This window comes from Agrobacterium sp. RC10-4-1 (assembly GCF_014138475.1).
Classification (GTDB): Bacteria; Pseudomonadota; Alphaproteobacteria; order Rhizobiales; family Rhizobiaceae; genus Agrobacterium; species Agrobacterium pusense.
On the sequence record NZ_JACJIT010000003.1, the window covers coordinates 498,168 to 520,201 of the forward strand.

Genomic DNA, 22,034 nt, shown 5'->3' on the forward strand with positions numbered 1-22,034 from the left:
AGCGGCGTCACGCGCATTTCAAGCGATTCGTCTCGGCCTATGTGAATCAAGCCTTGATCGCGAAAGCAAGGCCGGCGTCATTTTCCGGCCTGGCTGGACCACCAGGCTTCAGGAAAACCGATGCCATATTCGGGCAGGTTTTCCGGGCGGACAATCGTGTTCCAATAGGCGATGAACAGCTCGCCGCGGTAGAATTGCGGAATGACATAGCTGTTGGCGAGCAGCACCCGGTCGAGCGCCCGGGCAGCAGCGACCTGCTCATCGCGATTGGGCGCAAAAATGACTTTGCGCACCAAAGCATCGACGGCCGGGTTCTTGATGCCGGCGAGGTTGTTCGATCCCTGACGATCAGCAGCCGCCGAACCCCAGTAATCGGCTTGCTCGTTACCCGGATTGGCCGACGTCGCCCAGAGCTTGACGATAATGTCGTAATCGAAGCTGCGGGTGCGGTTGGTGAATTGCGAGGCATCGACCGTGCGGATGGTCGCGTTGATTCCGATTTTCTTCAGACTCTGGACATAAGGAAGGATTGTTCGTTCCATGCCGGCGGAATCAATCAGGAATTCCATATCGAGTTGCTGGCCGGTTTTCGCATTGACCATGCGATTGCCGCGCAGTTCATATCCCGCCTCCTTCATCAGCCTGACGGCTTCGCGCAGATTGTCGCGTTGCTTGGCCGGATCGCCCGCCACCGGATTCTTGTATTCCGTCGTGAAGACCTCAGGCGGGACCTGATCCTTGAGCTCCTGAAGCAGTTCCAGTTCGCGACCCGTTGGCAGGCCTGACGAAGCCAGTTCGCTGCCCATGAAGAAGCTGTTGATGCGCTGGAACTGGCCGTAAGCCAGCGTGCGGTTGAGTTCCTCAAAATCGAAGGCATAGTTCAGCGCCTTGCGCAGTTTCGGGTTCTGGAACTTTTCCCGCCGCATGTTCGGCACAAAGGCCTGCATGATGCCGACGGAACGGTAGATGTTCGGCAGCTCCTCCTTTTTGACCCGACCGTCCTTGACGGCGGGAAAATCATAACCCGTGACCCAGCGGCTGGAGGAAGCCTCCCGCGCGAAATCGATCGTGCCCGATTTAAACGCCTGGAATTCCACGTCCTGATCGGCAAAAAAGGTGTAGGCGATGGCTTTAAAGTTGTTCATCCCGACATTTACGTTAACGTCCTTGCCCCAATAATCGTCACGGCGTTCATAAGTGATGGTCGATCCGGGGGCGACGGCAGCGATCTTGTAGGGGCCGGAACCCATCACAGGCTCCAGCGTGCCGCGCGATATGTCACGCGGTTTGCCGTCCGGGCCGGTGCCCTCCCACCAGTGCTTGGGAACGATTAGCAATTGACCGACGATCTGCGGCAGCTCGCGATTGTTCTTTTCATCGAAGGTGAAGGTGATGTCCCTGTCACCGCTCACCTCCGCCTTGGTGACGTGGGTGTAATAGGTCGCAAGCTGCGGGCTCAGGTCCTTGGCTTTTTCGAAGCTGAACACGACATCCTCAGGCGTCACAGGCTTACCATCCGCCCACTTGGCCTCCTGACGCAGGCGGAACGTCGCTTTGGAGATATCCTCGGGATAGCTGACGCCTTCCGCCAGCAAACCATAGGAGGCCGAGAGTTCCTCTTCCGTTGACTTCATCAGCGTATCGAAGACGAGCGAAAGGCCCGTCGCGGCCTCGCCCTTCGCCAGCAGCGGGTTCAGCGTATCGAAGGTGCCCGATGTGGAGAGGCGCAACGTGCCGCCTTTTGGTGCATTGGTGTTTACATAATCGAAATGGTCAAATCCATCGGGATGCTTCAGCTCCCCGACCGTCGAAATCCCCTTTCGCCAGACATCGACCGACTGGGCGGAAGCCGCCGCCGGCATCAGGAGGGCGGACGCCATAAGGGCGATAAGAAGTCGGGATTTCAGTGGTGCCAATATCATCGGGTCAATGTCCCTGTTTTTGTGCCTGTTGCGGAGAGCATAAAAGAAACATTGGCAAAAAACAGATGCGCTGTCTCACAAGCTCTTTATCAGCGTCGTTATCCCGCCCTGAAGGGCAACACGAAACACGGTTTTAACAAAATCCCGTTCCAGTTTATTCTTGGGGCAAGAGAATCAACTGATCGGGCGGGCACGGCTATATGACGGCGGGATCATCGAGAATTTTCAAGGCGACCATGCTGGCGATGTCGGTCGTCTCGTCGCTGCAGCTGCAGATCGAAACCGCGTCAGCCGAAGACAGGCCCGCAAAAGAAGTGTTCGGCCACATGGCGCTGCCTTCTGCCGCAGCATCCCAGCCGATCGGCTCCTATGCCAAGGGTTGCCAGTCCGGCGCAGTCGCCATGCCAACGGATGGTCCCGGTTGGCAGGCCATGCGCCTTTCGCGCAACCGGCGCTGGGGCCAGCCGCAGCTGATTTCCTTCCTTGAGCAATTTTCGCAGGACGCCCAGAAAATCGGCTGGCCGGGCCTGCTGCTCGGCGACATTTCCCAGCCGCGCGGCGGTCCGATGCTGACAGGCCATGCCTCGCACCAGATCGGCCTCGATGTAGATGTCTGGTGGCGGCCCATGCCCACGCCTCGGCTCACTGTCGAACAGCGCGAAACGGTGCCCTTTATCTCCATGCTGGACAAGAGCAAGTTTCTGACGGTTGACGACCGCAAGTGGTCGCCGCTGAACGCACGGCTGGTGATGATGGCGGCAAGTTACCCGCAGGTGGAGCGTGTTTTCGTCAACCCGGCGATCAAGCAGAAGCTCTGCCAGACCTGGACCGGCGATCGCACCTTCATGGGCAAGATCAGGCCGATCTACGGCCATGACGAGCATTTCCACATCCGTCTCGAATGCCCGCCCGGCGCGCCGAACTGCAAGCCGCAGGCCGCCGTCGGCAAGGGCGATGGCTGCGACAAGTCTCTTGCCTGGTGGTTCACTAAGGAGCCATGGGCGCCGCCGAAAAAGGACCCCAATGCCAAGCCGGTGAAACCGCGTCCCGTCATGGTTTCCGACCTGCCCGCTGCCTGCGCCGCCGTGGCCGCCGCTCCTTCCGCCAACCCCGAGGGGATTGCAGCCCAGGCTTATTCAACTTCGCCGACCCAAGCCGTGCGCCAGCAAAGCGTGGAACAGGTCATTCAGGCGGCCCCCGCCCTGCAGCCGCCTTCGGATATTCCACTTCCGACCCAGCGCCCGACATTGAACTGAAACAGAAATGAGGCATTCAACAGCTTCCCTTTTCAAATGGCGGCAAGCTGTTATAGAAGGCTTCAAATCGATTTAATTCTACGGGGACGGGCTGGGACCATGGAAGGACAACGCTGTATCGCGCTCATCGCTCACGACGAGAAAAAGGACGATATGGCGGATTTCGCCCGTCATCACCAGAAGGCGCTTGCCAATTTCAAGATCGTCGCAACCGGTACCACCGGTGGACGGGTGCAGGAAGCCTGCCCCGGGCTTGAAGTCATTCGCCTCAAAAGCGGCCCTCTCGGCGGCGACCAGCAGATCGGCGCGATGATCGCCACTGGCCAAGTGGACATGCTGATCTTCTTCACCGATCCACTGACGGCAATGCCGCATGATGTCGACGTGAAGGCTTTGACGAGACTTGCCACGGTCTATGATATTCCCATGGCGCTCAACCGCGCCACCGCAGAAAATCTCATCGACTTCCACGTCGCCAACTGACCCTCCCACCATGGAACAGGCAATGCCGAAGACGTCCGATACCGAATATCTGTCCTTTCCAATCCTTCTTGGCGACATCGGCGGCACCAATGCCCGCTTTTCCATCCTGATCGATTCCTTTGCGGAGCCCGTGCACCTCACAACGGTGAAGACGGCGGAATACCCAACCATTGACGACGCCATCCAGCAGGCTGTTCTGGACAAGACCTCGCTTCAACCCGTCTCGACCATTCTTGCCATTGCCGGCCCGATCGAAGGTGACGAGATACCGCTCACCAACTGCCATTGGGTCGTCAAGCCGAAGGGAATGCTCGCCAATCTCGGTCTGAAGGACGTCATCGTCATCAATGACTTCGAGGCGCAGGCGCTCGCGATTGCGGCTCTGGATGACAACAACCGCGAAGCCATCGGCTCCGGCAAAAAAGACGTGCTGGCCTCTCGCGTCGTTCTTGGACCGGGCACGGGACTTGGTGTGGCCGGTCTGGTTTATGCGCGCCATATGTGGTTTCCGGTTCCGGGCGAAGGCGGCCATATCGATATCGGCCCGAGAAGCGCGCGTGACTACGCGGTTTTCCCGCATATCGAAACCATCGAAGGTCGCGTCGCTGGCGAACAGATTCTGTGCGGGCGCGGGCTGGTCAATCTTTACCGCGCCGTCTGCAAGGCCGATGGCATCGAAGCCGTCTTTTCCGATCCGGCCGATATTACCGCGCAGGGGCTGACGGGCGAGAATGCACAGGCCAAAGAAACGCTTTCGCTTTTCAGCACCTATCTCGGCCGCGTGGCGGGCGACCTCGCGCTGATCTTCATGGCCAAGGGCGGCGTTTATCTCGCGGGCGGCATTTCGCAGAAGATCATTCCGGCGCTCAAGAGCCCGGAATTCCGGACCGCCTTTGAAGACAAGGCGCCGCACAGCGCGCTGATGCGGACCATCCCCACCTTCGTCGTCACCCACCCGCAGGCGGCCCTTTCCGGCCTCGCCACCTATGCGAGAACACCTTCCGATTTCGGCCTGGCGCTGGACGGGCGGCGCTGGAGGGTCTGATCGCCCGAACCGTTCCGACGTGATGCTTGCGAAGCGGGCGGACGGTCTTTAACGTCAATGCGGAACACATCAAACATCCGATACCGGCGGGTTCCGATCCGCCCGACATGAGAAGTGAGTGACAGCATGGGCAGCAGCGGCATGAAACTGGTGGTGGTCGGCGCGGCGGGCCGCATGGGACAGGCGTTGATCCGCCTCATTCACCAGACGCCGGGCGTTCAGCTGCATGCTGCGGTCGCGCGCGAGGGTTCGGCCTTTGTCGGCCGCGATGCCGGGGAGATTGCCGGTCTCGGCCCCATCGGCGTCGAAATCACCAGCGATCCGCTGCAGGCATTTCTCCACGCCGAAGGGGTGATCGACTTCACTTCACCGGCAACCAGCGTCACCTTTGCCGGTCTCGCTGCACAGGCCCGCATCGTGCATGTCATCGGCACCACGGGCTGCGCGCAGGAAGATGAGGAAAAATTCAAGGCGGCGTCGCGCCACGCTCGCATCGTCAAGTCGGGCAATATGAGCCTCGGTGTCAACCTGCTCAGCGTCTTGACGCAGCAGGCGGCGCAGGCGCTGGATGCGGAGAACTGGGATATCGAAATCCTGGAAATGCACCACAAGCACAAGGTGGATGCACCTTCCGGCACAGCGCTGCTGCTGGGCGAAGCCGCCGCCGCCGGCCGCAACGTCGATCTTTCCACGTCATCCGTTCGTGTGCGTGACGGCCATACCGGGGCGCGTGAGATCGGAACCATCGGCTTTGCCACCCTGCGCGGTGGTTCGGTGATCGGTGAACATTCTGTCATCTTCGCCGGCGAAGGCGAGCGCGTCGAACTTTCCCATTACGCCGGCGACCGCTCCATCTTCGCGCGCGGCGCAATCACGGCAGCGGTTTGGGCCTTCGACAAGAAGCCCGGTTTCTATTCGATGCTGGATGTGCTGGGGTTGTCGCAGGCGGAATAGTCTTCCACCTCGATTTTGACCTTAGTTTTCCACTGTGAATTCGACCGTATCGGCCGAGAAGCGGCTGATGGCGTATTGCACCGGCACGCCGTCCATATCTGCGTTCAGTGCCTGGGTTATCAGCAGGATGGCGCCTGGTGACAATTCGAGATCGGCGAGATCGCGCGTATCCGCGTGACTAGCGGAAATGACGGTCGAAATGCGCACGTAGTCTGCCACACCAAGCATCTTGAACGCAGCCGTAATGGAGCCGCTTTTCTGATAAGCCTCTCCTATTCCGGCAAAACGGTCGGCGGGGAACCACGTGGTCGAGCGAGAGACCGGGCGAGTGTCCGCCTTGCGGAGCGTTTCGAGACGTATGAGCGGCGTACCCAGCGGCAATTGCAATCGCGCCGCCAGATCGGCATTGGCCGGCTCGGTGATGTGGGAAAGCAGCAGCGCCTCCATTTCCTTTACCTGATCGCCGATGCCAGCCGTAAAGCGCGTGCGTAGCGATATCGGAAAGCTCAAACGCTCCTTGCGGGCGATGATCGTGCCGCGTCCCTGCATCGGCTCGAGTATGCCCTCGCTCGCCAGTGCGGCAATGGCACTCCGGACAGTATGGCGGTTGACGCCGAATTTTTGCGCCAATGTCATTTCCGGCGGTAACATGCCGGTTTCGTCGTGATCACCAGCGGCGATTTCGCCTCTGATCCGGTCGGCGATCTGCCGCCAGAGCGCCACTCCATTCTTTCTTTTCATCGTTGCCGAAGGGCTCATGTCACACGCTTGTCATTCATCGCCATTACTTGTAGCTTATATTGTATAGTTGTCTATATCAATAGACATTAGAGGTCAAGCAATGACAAACGATACGGCAGACATACACGCAGGCAGAAAAAGAGCGGCAGCGCTCCTTGCCCGCGCCACGGTTCAGGAACTTGAAACGGCCTGGAACCGCCAGGGTGAGAACCCCAAAACGGAAACCGTACGTGGGCCGGAAACCGGGCTGGTGATGGTCAAGGGCCGGATCGGCGGTGGCGGCGCTCCTTTCAACCTCGGTGAAACGACAGTCACCCGGGCGACGATCAAGTTGGCCTCCGGCACCGTGGGTCATGCGCATGTTCTCGGCACCGGTCGCAAAAAAGCCTGGTACGCCGCCGTTTTCGATGCGCTCTGGCAGGAAAGCCCGACACGGGATTTCATCGAGACCGAGCTTCTCTCGCCTCTCGAAAAAAGGCTGACCGCAGAGAAAGAGCGGACAATGAAAGAGACTGCCGCCACACGGGTCGATTTCTTTACCATGGTTCGAGGAGAAGATTGATGGGTGTCAAGGCCGAAGCACTGACGGGCGGTTTCTCCGACGCCGTCTTCGATTCCCAACGGGTTTTCAAAAAACTGATGGACGGCATGGCCCGTCCGGGCACCACACAGGCGGTCGAAACAGCAGTCTTTCCGCCGCTGCCGCTTGCCGCGGCGACCGGAGCGGTTCTGCTGGCGCTCTGTGACCATGACACTCCGGTCTGGCTGAGCAGCGCACTGCGAAAAACCGCTGTCCCCGGCTGGATCGGTTTTCACACTGGCGCAGCTGCGACAGAAGAAAAGGGCACGGCACATTTCGCGGTCTTCGAGGCCGGCAGCGCCATTTCGTCCTTCGGTCTCTTCGCCCTGGGAAGCCAGGAATATCCCGACCGTTCCACCACGCTCATCATCGAGTTGCCTGATCTCGATGGCGGTCGGGAACTGCAGCTTTCCGGCCCTGGCATCCGCCACGTCAACGTGATCAGTCCTTCCGGTCTGCCCGACATATTCCCGAGGCTCTGGGCGGAGAACAACGCTTTCTTCCCGCGCGGCGTCGACGTGATCCTGACGGCTGGCGATAAATTCGTCTGCCTGCCGCGCACGACGCGCATCAAACTCGTGGAGTCATAAGATGTATGTTGCTGTCAAAGGCGGTGAAACCGCCATCGCCAATGCCCACCGGCTTCTGGCCGACAAGCGGCGCGGAGACCGGGACCTGCCGGCCATGACGGTCGCGCAGATCGTTTCACAGCTTTCGCTCGCTGTCGACAGGGTGATGGCGGAAGCGTCTCTCTACGATCAGTCGCTCGCAGCCCTTGCCATCAAGCAGGCGCGCGGCGACATGATCGAAGCTATCTTTCTGCTGCGTGCCTACCGCACCACGCTGCCGCGCTTCGGTTACTCGGTACCGGTGGACACAGCTCATATGACGGTGAAGCGGCGCGTTTCCGCGACTTACAAGGACCTGCCGGGCGGACAATTGCTGGGGCCGACCTTCGATTATACCCACCGCCTGCTCGACCCCTCTCTTCTCGAAGACCAAACGGTCGAAGCAGCGACCCAGCGGGATAGCGAGCCGGAACATGTCATGCGCGTTTCCGATATTCTTGCCCAGGAAGGGCTGATCGAAAGCGATGGCGAGTTGCCGGACGATCATATTGCCGGTGACCTGACACGGGAACCGATGGAATTCCCGATGTCGCGCGATCTGCGCCTGCAATCACTGGCACGCGGCGATGAGGGTTTTCTTCTGGCGCTCGCTTACTCCACGCAGCGCGGCTACGGTCGGACACATCCTTTTGTCGGCGAGATTCGCATCGGTGACGTTGAAATCCAGCTAGACGTACCGGAACTTGGCTTCGCGGTCTCACTGGGCGATATCCAGGTTACCGAGTGCCAGATGGTGAACCAGTTCAAGGGTTCGTCCAAGGCCCCTCCGCAATTCACGCGCGGTTATGGCTTGGTGTTCGGTCAGAGCGAGCGCAAGGCGATGGCCATGTCGCTGGTCGACCGTGCACTACGCGCCGGCGAATTCGGCGAAGATGTCGTAGCGCCGGCGCAGGACGAAGAATTTGTCATCTCACACGCCGACAACGTGCAGGCAACGGGCTTCGTCGAACATCTGAAACTGCCGCATTACGTGGATTTCCAGGCTGAACTCGACCTCGTCCGAAAAATGCGTGCTGATTTCGAAGCGACGAACGCGAATGGCGCGGAATGGATGGGCGATGCGGCCGAATGACTCAGCGGCTGTGCTGCTCGCCAAACCAGTAAGCGCAAAAGACGGTCGTTGCTGCAAAGACAGCAAAGAACACGGCTACAAGAATTCCAATCTCCATGAGCTTGTACTCCTTTTTTCACAAGGCTAACGCGCAATGCTTGAAGAAGTTTCATTTGACGACGGACTGGCTGCCTACAACTTCGCCTATCTGGACGAACAGACCAAGCGGATGATCCGCCGGGCAATCCTGAAAGCCATCGCGATTCCGGGTTATCAGGTTCCCTTCGCTTCCCGTGAAATGCCCATGCCCTATGGCTGGGGCACGGGCGGTGTGCAATTGACCGCCTCCATTCTTGGCCCCGACGACGTGCTGAAGGTAATTGACCAGGGCGCCGATGACACGACCAATGCGGTTTCCATCCGCGCCTTCTTCCAGAAGGTGTCGAATGTTGCCGTCACGACCCGAACGAAGGATGCCACCATCATCCAGACGCGGCACCGCATTCCGGAAGAGGAACTGCATTCGGGCCAGGTGCTTGTCTATCAGGTACCCATTCCCGAGCCGTTGCGTTTCCTCGAGCCGCGCGAGACCGAAACGCGCGTCATGCACGCGCTGGAGGAATATGGCCTGATGCACGTCAAGCTCTATGAGGACATTGCCCGCAACGGCCGCATCTCCACCACCTACGCCTATCCGGTGAAGGTGGCCGGGCGTTATGTGATGGATCCATCGCCAACCCCGAAATTCGACAACCCGAAAATGCACATGTCGGACGCGTTGCAGCTGTTCGGCGCCGGGCGCGAGAAGCGCATCTATGCTGTACCGCCCTACACCGACGTCGTCAGCCTCGATTTCGAGGATCATCCTTTTGAAATCCAGCGCTTCGACAAGCCCTGCGCGCTGTGCGGCGCAGAAAATGTCTATCTCGACGAGGTGGTGCTTGATGACAGAGGCGGACGGATGTTCGTCTGCTCCGATACCGATCATTGCGAGGACCGCCGCGCCCATGGCCACAAGGGCCATATGCTGGCGGATGTGAAGGAGGCCGCAGAATGAGCGACGCACCGCTTCTCAAAGTCCGTGACGTTTCAAAATATTACGGTGACCGAGCCGGTTGCCGCAATGTCTCTTTCGAACTTTATCCAGGTGAAGTTCTCGCCATAGTCGGCGAATCCGGTTCCGGCAAAACCACGCTCCTCAACTGCATTTCCACCCGGCTGATGCCAACGGCAGGCAGCGTGGAATATCGCATGCGCGACGGCTCTATGCGCGATCTCTACCATATGGGTGAGGCCGAACGGCGTTTCCTGATGCGCACCGACTGGGGCTTCGTGCATCAGAACCCGGCAGACGGGTTGCGAATGGCGGTTTCGGCCGGTGCAAACGTCGGCGAGCGGCTGATGGCAGTTGGCAACCGGCATTACGGGAATATCAGGCAATCGGCCAGCGAATGGCTGGAGAGGGTGGAAATCGGCACCGACCGTATCGATGATCAGCCGCGCGCCTTCTCAGGCGGCATGCGCCAGCGTTTGCAGATCGCCCGCAATCTCGTCACCTCGCCGCGCCTGGTTTTCATGGATGAGCCAACAGGTGGTCTCGATGTGTCCGTGCAGGCGCGTCTGCTTGATCTTGTGCGTGGCCTCGTTAACGATCTCGGCCTCGCCGTCGTCGTCGTCACCCACGACCTCGCGGTAGCCCGGCTGCTGTCTCACCGCATGATGGTGATGAAGGGCGGCGACGTCATCGAGCACGGCCTGACCGACCGGGTGCTGGACGATCCGCGCGAGCCCTATACGCAATTGCTTGTTTCCTCCATCTTGCAGGTTTGACGCCATGCCGACGCCCCTCATCGTTTCGGAAGTCTTCAAAAGCTTCACCATGCATCTTCGCGACGGCATCGAACTGCCTGTCGTCCGCGATGTCAATTTCTCTGTCTGCAGCGGCGAATGCGTCGTGCTCGGCGGGCCCTCCGGCATCGGCAAGAGCTCGATCCTGAAGATGCTCTATGGCAACTATGCCATAGACAGCGGACAGATTCTGATCCGCCATGAGGGTGAAGTTGTCGACATCGGCAGCGCTTCCCCTCGCACGATCCTCGACATTCGCCATCGCACCATCGGTTATGTCAGCCAATTCCTGCGCACGGTGCCCCGCGTCGCCGCCATAGACGTTGTTGCCGAACCGCTTCTGGCGCGCAGGATTGCCACTGAAGAGGCACGTGAGCAGGCGGCCGCTCTGCTTTCGAAACTTAACCTGCCGCGCGAATTGTGGTCGTTGCCGCCCGCCACTTTCTCAGGTGGTGAACAACAGCGCGTCAACATCGCCCGCGGCTTCATCACCGATCATGCGATCCTGCTCCTCGACGAGCCAACTGCTTCCCTTGATGCCACCAACCGGCGTGTCGTCGTCGAGATGATCAGGGAGAAAAAGGAAAAGGGCACGGCACTGCTCGGCATCTTTCATGATGAAGAAGTGCGGGAAGCCGTGGCCGACCGCATTCTCGACGTTTCGCAGTTTTCTCCGCGGAAGGCTGCAGCATGAGTGTGAAGGTCGGCCTTGAGCCCGTCATCCACGAAACCGCCCGCGTCACCAACAGCGCGATCGGCCGCTACACCGAAATTTCGGAGCGCTGCCGCATCGAGGAGGTCGAGATGGGCGACTATTCCTATGTCATGCAGGACGGCGCCATCTGGTGCGCGACCATCGGCAAATTCGTCAACATCGCTGCCTCCGTCCGCATCAATGCCACCAATCACCCCATGCAGCGGGCGACCTTGCATCATTTCACCTATCGCGCGCGCAATTACTGGGACGATGCGGAAGACGAGACCGATTTTTTTGCCGCTCGCCGCGCCAGACGCGTGGTGATCGGTCACGATGTTTGGATCGGCCACGGCGCCACCATCCTGCCTGGGGTCGCCGTTGGAAACGGCGCGGTGATCGGAGCAGGTGCTGTCGTCTCGAGGGAAGTAGCGCCCTACACCATCGTGGGAGGTGTACCCGCAAGACTGATCCGGGAGCGTTTCCCCGCAGAACTGGGCCGGCAGATGGATGACCTCAGCTGGTGGGATTGGGATCACGGAAGACTGCGCGACGCGCTCGATGATTTTCGCAGCATGTCGGCCGAGGATTTCATCAGAAAATATCGCGGCTGAAACATTACAGACCTGATCGACCCCGGGAAGTTCCCGGGGTTTGCTTTTCAGTTTGGTGTCCTGAAGACGCGGCGGGCCGGTTCCCAGACATTCGCCGGCAAACATGCGGCCGCAACACTTGAGCTCTTTGTAATATTTTCTTCATCAAACTGACATTCGCACTTCACGCACCGCTGTTACGCCGAACCCCGTCAAAAGAAGATTGGACGGGGAAATGAGCTTTCACCTGAAGCAAGTCACGCGCCGTTTCGGCAATCACACTGCGGTCGATTCCGTGAATGTCGAAATTCCGCAGGGCCAGATGGTCGGCGTGATTGGACGTTCAGGCGCCGGCAAGTCGACGCTGCTGCGCATGATCAACCGCCTCGTCGATCCGTCCTCGGGTTCCATTAATTTCAATGACACGGAAGTCTCGTCGCTGAAGGGGGCTGCACTGCGCAACTGGCAGCGCGACTGCGCCATGATCTTCCAGCAATTCAATCTTGTTCCGCGCCTCGACGTGCTCACCAATGTCATGCTTGGACGCCTCAACCACCGTTCCACGGCATTGAGCCTCTTTAACATCTTCACACATGAAGAGCGCCTGATGGCCATCGCCGCGCTGGAGCGGCTTGGTATCGAACATGTGGCCATGCAGGCGGCCGGTACGCTTTCCGGCGGTCAGCAGCAGCGCGTCGCCATAGCCCGCGCCCTGATGCAGTCTCCGAAGATGGTCCTTGCCGACGAGCCGATCGCCTCGCTCGACCCGCTGAACGCCAAGATCGTGATGGACGCGCTGCGCGACATCAATGAGCGTGAAGGTATCACCGTCATTACCAACCTGCACACGCTGGATACCGCGCGCAACTATTGCGAACGCATCATCGGCATGTCTCAGGGCCGCGTCGTGTTCGACGGAACGCCCGCCGAACTGACGGCCGCAGCCGTTACCGAGATTTACGGAACCGATTCTCAGGGATCCGGCATCGACGAGACCATGACCTCGACCAGCATCAATATTCCCGGCGCGCAACTTGCCGCGCGTCCGGTGCAGCAATCTGCCGGTCCCGAACCGCTCGCTCTCGCCGGGCTCTGAGGGAACCGCCCAGCATCGTTTGCGCCCGCGTCAAGGGCCGATGGTTCACAACAAACTCCGGCTTGCCGGGAAACAGGAGAAAGTCCATGTTGAAGAAAATCCTTCTTTCGGCAGTCGCCCTTGGCGTTCTGGCCGGTTCCGCCATGGCCCAGGACGTCAAGGTCCTGCGCATCGGTCTCGACGGTTCCGAAAACGAAGCGGACCAGATCCGCAACACGAAGTGCGTAGCCGATGGCCTGAAGGCCGCGACCGGCGTTTCCGAAGTTCAGATCTTCCCATCGCCGGACTATAACGGCGTCATCCAGGGTCTGCTCGGCGGCACCATCGACATCGCCTCCATGGGCGCTTCTTCCTACGCCAAGATCGCCCTGGCCGATCCGAAGGCCGTTGATCCGATTCTGACCACCGCCGGCGCTGACGGCTCGACCGGTTATTACACGATCATGGTTGCCCGCAAGGACAGCGGCATCAAGACGCTGGCTGATGCCAAGGGCAAGAAGATCGGCTTCGCGGACCCCGATTCCACCTCCGGCTTCCTCGTTCCGAACGTCGCTATTCCGAAGGAAACCGGCGTTCCGGTCAAGGAATACTTCTCCGAAACCGGCTTTGGCGGCGGCCATGAGAACCTCGTTCTCGCCGTTCTCGACAAGAAGTTCGATGTCGGCACCACCTTTGGTTCGGGCGTGGGCAAGTGGGAAGAAGGCTACACGGCCGGCAACCTCTACCAGATGGTCAAGAAGGGCAACCTTGACATGGACGATATCGTCGAAGTCTGGAAGTCGCCACTGATCCCGAACGGCCCGCTGATGGTCACCAACAAGCTCGGCGACGCGATGAAGCAGAAGGTCGAAAACTTCTTCATGGAACTGCCGAAGAAGGACCTCGCCTGCTTCCAGGGCTTCACCCAGGGCAAGAACACCGCCTACATCAAGGTCGACCCGTCTTTCTACCAGACGATCATCGACGCCCGTAAGTCGGTTATCGGCGGCTGATCCTCAGATCATATCCGGAAGCGGCGGTGCCTTGCGGCGCCGCCGCTTTTGCAAATAAAGGAAAAGCGGCATGGCGACCACACTGCACCATGGTACCTTCTCGCCAGAAGGATTGAGCGCATCGTCCCAGACGGTCATGCGTCATTATCAACAGCAGCTTGCGACTCGGCGAATCTATACCGTCATTTCGCTCGTGATCTTTCTCGTCATCCTTGCCGCCTCCCTGAATTTCGCCAATGCGGCCAATTCAGGCAAATTTTTCGAGCGCCTGCCCTATTTCTTCGATTTCATGAAGACCTTCGTACCCGATAGTCCGCTGGAAATCTTCCGGGCCATGTTCGACCTGCCGTCGCCCTATGCGGACGGTTCGCTGAAATACAACTATGTCGCGGATCGCGTTTACATCACCAGCGGTTTCTACATCCCGCACTTCATCTACCAGCTGATCATCACGCTCAATATTGCGCTGGTCTCGACGATCATCGGCACCGGCTTCGCCTTCGTGCTCTGCTTCTTCGCCTCCACCAATCTCGTTGGCGCCGGCCTTGTGCGCTGGTTGGTGCGCCGGGTGATGGAAGTGCTGCGCGCCTTTCCTGAAATCGTCGTCGCCGGGCTTTTGACAGCCATTCTGTCGATCGGTCCGATCGCGGCGATCATCGCAATCTCGGTCCATACCATCGGCGCTCTCGGCAAGCTCTTCTTCGAAGTGGTGGAAAATGCCGACATGAAGCCGGATGAAGGCCTTCGCGCCGCCGGTGCCAACTGGCTGGAGCGGGTGCGTTTCGCCATCGTGCCGCAGGTGCTGCCAAATTTCGTTTCTTATGCGCTGTTGCGCGCCGAAATCAACGTGCGCGCCTCCACCATCATCGGCGCCGTGGGCGGCGGCGGCATCGGCGAAGTGTTCCGGCTCTCCATCGGCAATGATCATGCGTCGAAGACCTATGCCATCATCATTCTGCTGCTGATCACCATCATCGCCGTCGATCAGTTTTCCGGCTGGCTGCGCCGCAGGCTGATCGGCCATCAATCCTTCGAATTCGGACGGGGAGCGGCCTGATGTCTTCCAGCTTCATTCTCAACACTGCCGAGCGCGAGAGGCTGACGGCTGCGCATCCTGAGGTATTCAACCGCAGTTTCATGCAGCGATATGGTCTGCTTGTCGGACTTCTTGCCGTCACCGCCTACCTCGTCGGCTGCTTTTTCCTCTTCAATGTTGGTCCGGCTTTCATGCAGGGCCGATGGGATCGCGCCTCCAGCTACATCCAGGACTGGTATTCCTGGCGCGCCCAACCGCGCCTCCGTTTCGAAGCCGGCAAGGTTGAACCGCAATGGTCGAGCCGCGGTCAATATCCGGTCGATGCGAAGATCGACTGGCTGCAACCCCTGCCCGATGGCGGTTACAGTGTTGTTTATGCGGGTTCGGACAACCGCCTCGATGTGACGCCAACCCGCGTGGATGTCTATGTCGACGGCAAGAACTATCCCGTCATGATCAACGACGACGGCGCGGTTGCACCACAGGGGCTGCCTGCCGAAATACAGCAGGACGGCAAAAAGGTGCTGGTGCATTACGGCTTTGCCGGTCAGGCGGAAATCCGCACCAGTCAGGTTTATGTGCAGCGGCGTTTCCTTGGATGGGCGAACTTCCTGTTCGATACGAAATCGGAATTCTGGGGCAAGGGTTATGGCGAGCTTGCCGCTCTCGCTCTCTGGGGAGAGAGGCTCGATCCCGCGCGCTCCAATCTCAGCCATATGGTCGATGATTTTCTCGACAACAGGGTCTGGCAACACGCCGACATCCTGTCCAAGCTGATGCAAACGCTGGTCATGGCTTTCGTGGGTACGCTTTTCGGCACCGTCGTTGCCCTGCCGCTCGCCTTTATCGCCGCACGCAACATCACCGCGAACAGGGCGGCGAACTGGGGCATGAAGCGCCTTTTCGATTTTCTGCGCTCGATCGACATGCTCATCTGGGCACTGTTCTTCACCCGCAGCTTCGGCCCCGGACCGATCCCCGGCATTGCCGCGATCTTCTTCACCGATACCGGCGCGCTCGGAAAGGTCTATGCCGAGGCGCTGGAGAATGTCGACGACAAGCAGCGCGAGGGTGTCAAATCGGTCGGCGCCTCCCCGATTGCCGTCAATCGCTTCGGCGTGCTGCCGCAGGTTCTGCCTGTGTTTATTTCACAGTCACTCTATTTCTGGGAGAGCAACACCAGGTCCGCCACCATCATCGGTGCGGTGGGAGCCGGGGGTATCGGCCTGAAACTGCTGGAAGCGATGGGCACCAATGCCGACTGGGACAAGGTGGCCTATATGGTCCTGCTGATCCTCTTCGTCGTTTTCCTGTTCGACCACATTTCTAACTCGCTGCGTTCGCGTCTGATCGGGAAAACGCATCATTAAACCCGGCAAGGCGGGACTTCACGTGACGCCGCAAGCGTTCGTCATCCCGCCCCTCACATCAGGAGAAGCGACTGATCCTTTCTCCGTCCCGCGTCCGTAGGGCTAACTTATCCTCAAGCGCACCCTTAACCTCTATGAGGTTCCAGGTGCGCTTTTTTCCATCTGCATCATCATTCTGTCACGGAAAGAGATTACTTCGCACTCCTGACCTTGCGGGAGGCGGGCGAGTCACGCCAAATAGCTTCTCATCCCTGGTTTTCCATGACACCGAAGAGTGCTTGCCGTGCGCTATGCCATCTATTTTTCTCCGGCTAAAGATCATCCTCTGACCGAAACGGCATCCCGCTGGCTTGGACGAAACGCGTTTTCCGGCAGACTGCATGATGACCATGCCGACTATGCGGAGATGACGGAAGAGCCCCGCCGTTATGGCTTCCACGCAACCCTGAAAGCGCCTTTCGAGCTGTCCGAGAAATACAGCGAAGCAGAGCTGCTGGCGGCCGTCGCGGACTTTGCTGCAAGCCAGCCGGCCTTTGACATTCCGCGTATCGTGGTTGGTGCACTTGGGCCATTCTTCGCCTTGGTGCCGGATCGCATTTACCAGCCGCTGCAAGACTTTGCAGCGGAAATCGTGGATCATTTCGACCGGTTCCGCGCGCCCCTGTCCGAAACAGATATTGCCCGCCGCCGGCCGCAGATGCTGACCGAAAGCCAGCGGGAAAATCTGTCGCTCTGGGGCTATCCGCATGTCATGGATGATTTCCGTTTTCACATGACGCTGACCGGCCGGATCGACGAAAGCGAACAGCCCGCCGTGCATGAGCTTCTCTCCGCACGATTTGCCGAATTCACCGACAAACCCCTCACCGTTTCCGGCCTCGCCCTGTTCATTGAAGAAACGCGCGGCGCCCCCTTCACCGTTCACAGCTGGCACCCGCTTGGCCAGCAGCCAAAGGAAGATGCGACACCATGACTGAGCACGCCCTTTCCAACGCCCGTATCGTTCTGGAAGACGATATTATTCTGGGCTCCGTTCTGATCCGCGACGGCAAGATCGCCGATATCAGCGAAGGCGCCTCCAAGACCGGAGAAGATCTTGAAGGCGATTTCCTGATTCCCGGCCTGGTGGAACTGCATACCGACCATCTCGAGCAGCATTATTCGCCGCGCCCCGGTGTCATCTGGGACAAGATTGCCGCCATTCAGGCCCATGACGCACAGGTGGCGGCCTCCGGCATCACCACCGTATTCGATTGCCTGCGACTTGGCTCGGATGAAGACGGTGGTTTCAAAAAAGGTGAAATGCGGGAAATGGCTGACGCCATCGAGGCGGCGGCGGATCAGAACCGCCTGCGCTCGGACCACCTGCTGCATCTGCGTTGTGAGGTCGCTTCCGCCGATGTGCTGGAGCATTTTGAAGATTTCGAAACCGATCCGCGCGTGCGGCTGATTTCGCTGATGGATCATTCCCCGGGCCAGCGCCAGTTCCAGTCGATGGATCAGTATATTTTCTATTATCAGAAGAAGCGCGGTCTGAGCGACGAGGCGTTCGCCGAATTCGTGCGGCGCAGGCAGGCGGCATCGGCGGAATATTCCGCCAAGCATCGTGATTATCTGGCTGCCCGCTGCGCCGAGCGTGGAATCACCGTTGCGAGCCACGACGATGCAACAGAAGCGCATGTCGGCGAAGCGATTGGTCACGGTGTGAAGCTGGCGGAATTTCCCACCAGCGTCGAGGCGGCAAAAGCTTCGCACAGCGCCGGCATGAGTGTCTTGATGGGCGCCCCGAACATCGTTCGCGGCAAATCCCATTCCGGCAACATCGCCGCCCGCGATCTGGCCGAAATTGGTGTTCTGGATGTTCTCTCTTCCGACTACGTGCCCTTCAGCCTGCTCTTCGCGCCGTTCCTGCTTGCCGATCAGGTGGAAGCCATCACGCTGCCGGAAGCTCTGCGTATGGTCACCGCCACACCGGCGCGGACCGTTGGTCTTCACGACCGCGGCCGCATAGCCGGCGGTCTGCGGGCCGATCTGGTCCGGGTTCACCGCGAAGATGGCGTTCCCGTGGCACGTTCCGTCTGGCGTCTGGGCAAGCGCGTGGCATGACCGGCGACGGACAAGATAGCCGGCGCGAGGGATCGCCCGGAACCATGATCGTCATTGTCGGCCCCAGCGGGGCCGGCAAAGATACGCTGATGGATTATGCGGCAATGCAGCTGTCCGGCCGGCCGGGCTTTCACTTCACCCGCCGCGTCATTACCCGCAGTGGCGACGCGGGCGGTGAAAACCACGACGCAGTTTCCATGCAGGAATTCAACCGGCTTGAGAGTGAAGGCGCTTTCGCAGTCTCCTGGCAGGCGCATGGGCTGAAATATGGCATTCCGGCCGCTGTCTATCGTCAGCTGGACGCCGGGGACGTGGTTATCGCCAACGGCTCCCGGTCGGCCCTGCCTCAGTTCGGCATTGCTTTTTCCCGCCTGAAGGTCGTGAATATCGTGGCGCGACCGGAGGTTCTGGCACGAAGGCTGGAACAGCGAGGACGGGAGAGCCGCGACGATATCCTGCGACGGCTGGAACGTAGTTCTCTCTGTGTCGACGGCAATTTTGACGTGATCACTGTGGACAACAGCGGCGCGATCGAAGATGCGGGAAAAACAATGATGCAGCTTCTGGAGCAAAGCGTCCGCAACCGTACATAAAATCCCCGGCCGCACTGCTCGACAAACGGGTGCGCGAGGCTTACCATCAGGCGACAATTTCCAAACATGGTACGCCAAGGCTAGGGATGCCCGAAAAGAGGCTCAGCGACGAAATAACTGTGGTGGCCGGTCTGGCCGCCGGCGTCAGCAATTATGCGCGGGGGCGTGGCATCGATATCGCACCCATCTGCAAGGCTCTTGAGATCGATCCCGGCAATTTCGGAAGTCTCACAGAGCGCATCAGCCTCGATAGATTATGCCGTTTGCTGGAAACCTGCGCCCTGATATCCGGCGACGACGCTTTCGGATTGCAGTGCGCCTCCACTTTTCCCGCCGGCGCGTCCGGTGCTTTCGGATATGGCCTGATCAGCGCCCCGACGGTGCGGGCGTTTCTGCGCTTTCTTCAGGATCACGTCTATTATGCGACCAATAACAGCAATTTCACCATGGTTGCAGATGCGACCGGGGTGACGCTGTCATGGTCTTTTGCACCGGTGATTGTCAAGCGTGATCAATATGTCGATCTGTCCCTGGCAATCCTGATACAGCGACTCCGCGATATTCTGGGAGAGCGCATCCATCAGATCGAGATTGGAATGGAGCGACCGAAACCCGATAATATTCAATTATTTAAAGAACGAATGACGAAGCGGATCAGCTTTTCCCAACCGATCCATACCATGCGCCTTCCCCTATCTCTCCTTGATGTGGCCAATCCCAACGCCGATGAACGCCTGTTCGAATTGATGAATTTGCAATGCCGGATGCTTCGACCGGAGACATCGGCGGACGCGACGCATTTCATCGATCAGGTGAAGCGGTATATGCAGATGAGGCTTTCCGATGCGGAGCTTTCGCTCAGCGAGATTGCCCCTTATTTCAACCTTTCGGAACGCAGTTTTCAGCGTCGCCTTGCCGAACTCGGGACCAATCTCAACGAGATAAAGGATGCCATTCGCAAGAATGCCGGATTCAAGCTTCTGGTGGAAAGTGATCTTCCGGTCTCCGACATCAGTTACCGGCTTGGATATTCGACCCCAGGTGCATTTTCCCGCTCCGTTTCCCGCTGGTTCGGGGCAACACCTACGGATATTCGCCGGAAACACGCGCATCATTCCGCCGGATAATACATGGCTACAGCATCAATATTTCGGAATGAAGCATTAAAGTTGATGAATATATCGACAGTTGTCGCGATGTGTGCCGAAACATAACAATAAAATGAAAAACTTGGCGCGTCATGTTATTTTATCGGTGGAACACATCGATTATTAGAGCGCCGATCTCCTTCGGGTGTGACGAAAACATTCCAAAGCTTTGAAACTGCATTTTACGCCAGACAGATTGTCGTCGCTGGGCGTCGTTGTCGCAGGCCCTCAATGGCTGGAATAGAACGTCCGCATCGGATTTACAGGCTGCGAAAGCGGCCCCTTACCGCCAAACTCCTGAGGCCAGATGAAACCTATTGGCGAAATTGGCGTTTCTGTTCGCGTGTGGACGGAGCGGCCAACGAGCTGGTGTCGGAGAATGAACACTGCCTGCTCCTGCCCGGGAAGGCCAATCTTTTTTGAGGCTGAAAGAAATGTCTTCAAATTCGCCGCATGAATATCGCCAGACGCATGAAGTCGTCCTCTCGGAGCGTGAGCGGCAATATCTGGGGCTGGTCGCGCGGGGCAAACATCCCTCGCACGTCGCCGTGATAGTCGGCGCCGACGAAGCGGACGTCAAGGATACTCTGGAAAAGGTGCGCCACAGGCTCGGTGCGACCAATCTGCTGAATACCGTCAGTATTGCCCTGCTGCGCGGCCTGATCGAACAGGAGGCATAATCGCCACCTGCTCAACTCAAGCTTCCGCGACAAAGTCCTTTCCGGAAGCTGAAAACCGAATGAGCGGCTTTCTGCGTCAAAATCCTTCCATATCAATGGCGGGATCGGCGGACCAAATGGCGGCTGGACATGATGTCCGGTCCCATCGACGCAGATAAACGCAGCCATTTACGGTTTACCCGGCGGGTCACGGTCGACCCGCCGGGTTTTTAATGTCCGGTCAAAGCGATTGAATTTCGCCAAGAATATCGCTTTCGATCACGATACCGCTTTCCAACGCCTGTTTACGGATACCCTGGCTGCGGCGACCGGGCAGGCGGACGTTTTCCTGTTTTTCTATCTCCTGGGCGATAAGAGCCAGCCTTTCGGTAAAGGCAGAGCCGCCTGATGATACAGGGTCTATTGCGATGATGGTGTGTCCGAGCGAGGGGGGCGCACCCTTGTCGTCCAGAAGGGAGGAAGCCTCGAAGGCGAAGTTTCCGCCGGTAATTGCAGCGGCCATGATTTCCACCATCAGCGCCAGCGCTGCGCCCTTGGCTTCGCCCGCAGGAACCATGGTTCCTTCTATGGCCTCCTCCGGATCGGTGGTCGGTCGGCCATTTCTGTCAAGCGCCCAGTCGCCCGGGATCGTCTCCCCCTTCTGGCGCGCCGCCATGATTTTTCCGCGTGCGACCTTGGAGAGAGCCAGATCGATGACGAGTGGATCAGCGCCGCCAACAGGCGTGGCAAAGGCAATCGGGTTCGTACCATAAAGCGGCTTGCTGCCGCCCCAGGGCGCCATGGACGCAGGCGCATTGGCGAACATCAGCGCCACGAGACCCGTTTCTGCAATACGTTCGACGGTCAGCGCCATGACGCCGGCGTGATGGGAACGGTGGATGGCGGCGAGCGCGATCCCCTGCTCGCGCGCCATTTCAGGCAATTCCTCAAGCGCGAGATCGATCGCCGGATAGGCATAACCATGATTGGCGTCGACCGAGAGGACGCCGGGCTTCACCCGTGTGGCCACCGGACGCGCCTTGCCATCGACCTTGCCTACACGCGCCTGACGGACGTAAACGGGTATACGGCGAAAACCATGACCACCCTGCCCGGCGGCCTCGGAGGCGACGAGCGCCTTTGCCACCGAGCGGGCGTTTTGCGGTAGAACGCCGTTGCGCTCAAAGATAGAGGATACGAGATCCTCCGCCTCTGCGATTGAGAATTTCATTCCGGAA

Annotated in this window: 23 protein-coding genes; 20 read left to right on the forward strand and 3 right to left on the reverse strand. The window is 59.0% G+C overall.

Features of this window, described 5'->3' with window-relative positions; genetic code table 11:
* Nucleotides 1-77: 77 nt before the first annotated feature.
* Nucleotides 78-1,922, reverse strand: coding sequence for an extracellular solute-binding protein (locus tag FHW77_RS11020; RefSeq protein WP_004439267.1), 1,845 nt, complete (start codon nt 1,920-1,922; stop codon nt 78-80).
* A 200-nt stretch (nt 1,923-2,122) separates the two neighbouring features.
* On the opposite strand from FHW77_RS11020, the gene mepA reads away from it, so the two are divergent.
* The 4 genes from mepA to dapB all read left to right on the forward strand — a co-directional run bounded on the left by mepA (nt 2,123) and on the right by dapB (nt 5,660).
* A complete protein-coding gene (gene mepA / locus FHW77_RS11025; protein WP_034496147.1) occupies nt 2,123-3,178 on the forward strand; it encodes a penicillin-insensitive murein endopeptidase in 1,056 nt (351 codons plus the stop codon).
* 99 nt (nt 3,179-3,277) lie between these two features.
* Complete coding sequence (locus FHW77_RS11030; protein WP_004439265.1) at nt 3,278-3,661, forward strand: methylglyoxal synthase; 384 nt, start codon at nt 3,278-3,280, stop codon at nt 3,659-3,661.
* Between the two features lie 22 nt (nt 3,662-3,683).
* Nucleotides 3,684-4,706, forward strand: coding sequence for a glucokinase (locus tag FHW77_RS11035; protein ID WP_004439264.1), 1,023 nt, complete (start codon nt 3,684-3,686; stop codon nt 4,704-4,706).
* Nucleotides 4,707-4,832: 126 nt separating this feature from the next.
* A complete protein-coding gene (dapB, locus tag FHW77_RS11040; protein ID WP_004439263.1) occupies nt 4,833-5,660 on the forward strand; it encodes a 4-hydroxy-tetrahydrodipicolinate reductase in 828 nt (275 codons plus the stop codon).
* 21 nt (nt 5,661-5,681) lie between these two features.
* Here dapB and phnF read toward each other — a convergent pair whose 3' ends face one another.
* Nucleotides 5,682-6,419: a phosphonate metabolism transcriptional regulator PhnF gene (gene phnF, locus FHW77_RS11045; RefSeq protein ID WP_004439262.1), complete on the reverse strand. Its 738-nt coding sequence runs from the start codon at nt 6,417-6,419 to the stop codon at nt 5,682-5,684.
* 82 nt (nt 6,420-6,501) lie between these two features.
* Between phnF and phnG the strand changes: the two genes are divergently transcribed.
* The 16 genes from phnG (at nt 6,502) to FHW77_RS11125 (ending at nt 20,817) form a co-directional block, all read left to right on the forward strand.
* The gene (gene phnG / locus FHW77_RS11050) at nt 6,502-6,963 is read left to right on the forward strand and encodes a phosphonate C-P lyase system protein PhnG (protein ID WP_004439260.1); all 462 of its coding nucleotides are present in this window, start codon (nt 6,502-6,504) and stop codon (nt 6,961-6,963) included.
* Entirely contained in the window at nt 6,963-7,571 is a 609-nt protein-coding gene (gene phnH, locus FHW77_RS11055) for a phosphonate C-P lyase system protein PhnH (protein WP_004439258.1), read from the forward strand. Before phnG ends, phnH begins: the two co-directional genes overlap by 1 nt.
* A gap of 1 nt (nt 7,572) precedes the next feature.
* Nucleotides 7,573-8,682 carry a carbon-phosphorus lyase complex subunit gene (locus tag FHW77_RS11060; RefSeq protein ID WP_044459961.1) on the forward strand — a complete coding sequence of 370 codons (1,110 nt, stop codon included), beginning with the start codon at nt 7,573-7,575 and terminating at the stop codon, nt 8,680-8,682.
* A gap of 133 nt (nt 8,683-8,815) precedes the next feature.
* Nucleotides 8,816-9,718: an alpha-D-ribose 1-methylphosphonate 5-phosphate C-P-lyase PhnJ gene (locus FHW77_RS11065; protein ID WP_004439252.1), complete on the forward strand. Its 903-nt coding sequence runs from the start codon at nt 8,816-8,818 to the stop codon at nt 9,716-9,718.
* Nucleotides 9,715-10,491, forward strand: coding sequence for a phosphonate C-P lyase system protein PhnK (phnK, locus tag FHW77_RS11070; protein WP_004439249.1), 777 nt, complete (start codon nt 9,715-9,717; stop codon nt 10,489-10,491). The genes FHW77_RS11065 and phnK overlap by 4 nt, the downstream gene beginning before the upstream one ends.
* 4 nt (nt 10,492-10,495) lie before the next feature.
* Complete coding sequence (phnL, locus tag FHW77_RS11075; protein WP_004439247.1) at nt 10,496-11,203, forward strand: phosphonate C-P lyase system protein PhnL; 708 nt, start codon at nt 10,496-10,498, stop codon at nt 11,201-11,203.
* On the forward strand, nt 11,200-11,817 hold the full coding sequence (locus tag FHW77_RS11080; protein WP_004439245.1) for a transferase hexapeptide repeat family protein: 618 nt from the start codon (nt 11,200-11,202) through the stop codon (nt 11,815-11,817). The genes phnL and FHW77_RS11080 overlap by 4 nt, the downstream gene beginning before the upstream one ends.
* Nucleotides 11,818-12,031: 214 nt before the next feature.
* A complete protein-coding gene (gene phnC / locus FHW77_RS11085; RefSeq protein ID WP_004439244.1) occupies nt 12,032-12,892 on the forward strand; it encodes a phosphonate ABC transporter ATP-binding protein in 861 nt (286 codons plus the stop codon).
* A gap of 86 nt (nt 12,893-12,978) precedes the next feature.
* The gene (gene phnD, locus FHW77_RS11090; RefSeq protein WP_004439243.1) at nt 12,979-13,884 is read left to right on the forward strand and encodes a phosphonate ABC transporter substrate-binding protein; all 906 of its coding nucleotides are present in this window, start codon (nt 12,979-12,981) and stop codon (nt 13,882-13,884) included.
* A gap of 70 nt (nt 13,885-13,954) precedes the next feature.
* On the forward strand, nt 13,955-14,941 hold the full coding sequence (phnE, locus tag FHW77_RS11095; RefSeq protein WP_004439242.1) for a phosphonate ABC transporter, permease protein PhnE: 987 nt from the start codon (nt 13,955-13,957) through the stop codon (nt 14,939-14,941).
* Nucleotides 14,941-16,290, forward strand: a complete 1,350-nt coding sequence (gene phnE, locus FHW77_RS11100; protein WP_004439241.1) for a phosphonate ABC transporter, permease protein PhnE — start codon at nt 14,941-14,943, stop codon at nt 16,288-16,290. Before phnE (FHW77_RS11095) ends, phnE (FHW77_RS11100) begins: the two co-directional genes overlap by 1 nt.
* Nucleotides 16,291-16,564: 274 nt before the next feature.
* Nucleotides 16,565-17,263 carry a DUF1045 domain-containing protein gene (locus FHW77_RS11105; RefSeq protein ID WP_161794455.1) on the forward strand — a complete coding sequence of 233 codons (699 nt, stop codon included), beginning with the start codon at nt 16,565-16,567 and terminating at the stop codon, nt 17,261-17,263.
* Complete coding sequence (locus tag FHW77_RS11110; RefSeq protein ID WP_004439239.1) at nt 17,260-18,396, forward strand: alpha-D-ribose 1-methylphosphonate 5-triphosphate diphosphatase; 1,137 nt, start codon at nt 17,260-17,262, stop codon at nt 18,394-18,396. The genes FHW77_RS11105 and FHW77_RS11110 overlap by 4 nt, the downstream gene beginning before the upstream one ends.
* Nucleotides 18,393-18,989 carry a phosphonate metabolism protein/1,5-bisphosphokinase (PRPP-forming) PhnN gene (gene phnN / locus FHW77_RS11115; RefSeq protein ID WP_004439238.1) on the forward strand — a complete coding sequence of 199 codons (597 nt, stop codon included), beginning with the start codon at nt 18,393-18,395 and terminating at the stop codon, nt 18,987-18,989. Before FHW77_RS11110 ends, phnN begins: the two co-directional genes overlap by 4 nt.
* Before the next feature lie 86 nt (nt 18,990-19,075).
* Nucleotides 19,076-20,116 carry an AraC family transcriptional regulator gene (locus FHW77_RS11120; protein ID WP_004439237.1) on the forward strand — a complete coding sequence of 347 codons (1,041 nt, stop codon included), beginning with the start codon at nt 19,076-19,078 and terminating at the stop codon, nt 20,114-20,116.
* A 455-nt stretch (nt 20,117-20,571) separates the two neighbouring features.
* Nucleotides 20,572-20,817, forward strand: a complete 246-nt coding sequence (locus tag FHW77_RS11125) for a response regulator transcription factor (protein ID WP_022555391.1) — start codon at nt 20,572-20,574, stop codon at nt 20,815-20,817.
* 220 nt (nt 20,818-21,037) lie between these two features.
* Here the strand turns inward: FHW77_RS11125 and FHW77_RS11130 are convergent, their stop codons facing one another.
* On the reverse strand, nt 21,038-22,027 hold the full coding sequence (locus FHW77_RS11130) for an Ldh family oxidoreductase (RefSeq protein WP_004439236.1): 990 nt from the start codon (nt 22,025-22,027) through the stop codon (nt 21,038-21,040).
* Nucleotides 22,028-22,034: the final 7 nt, after the last annotated feature.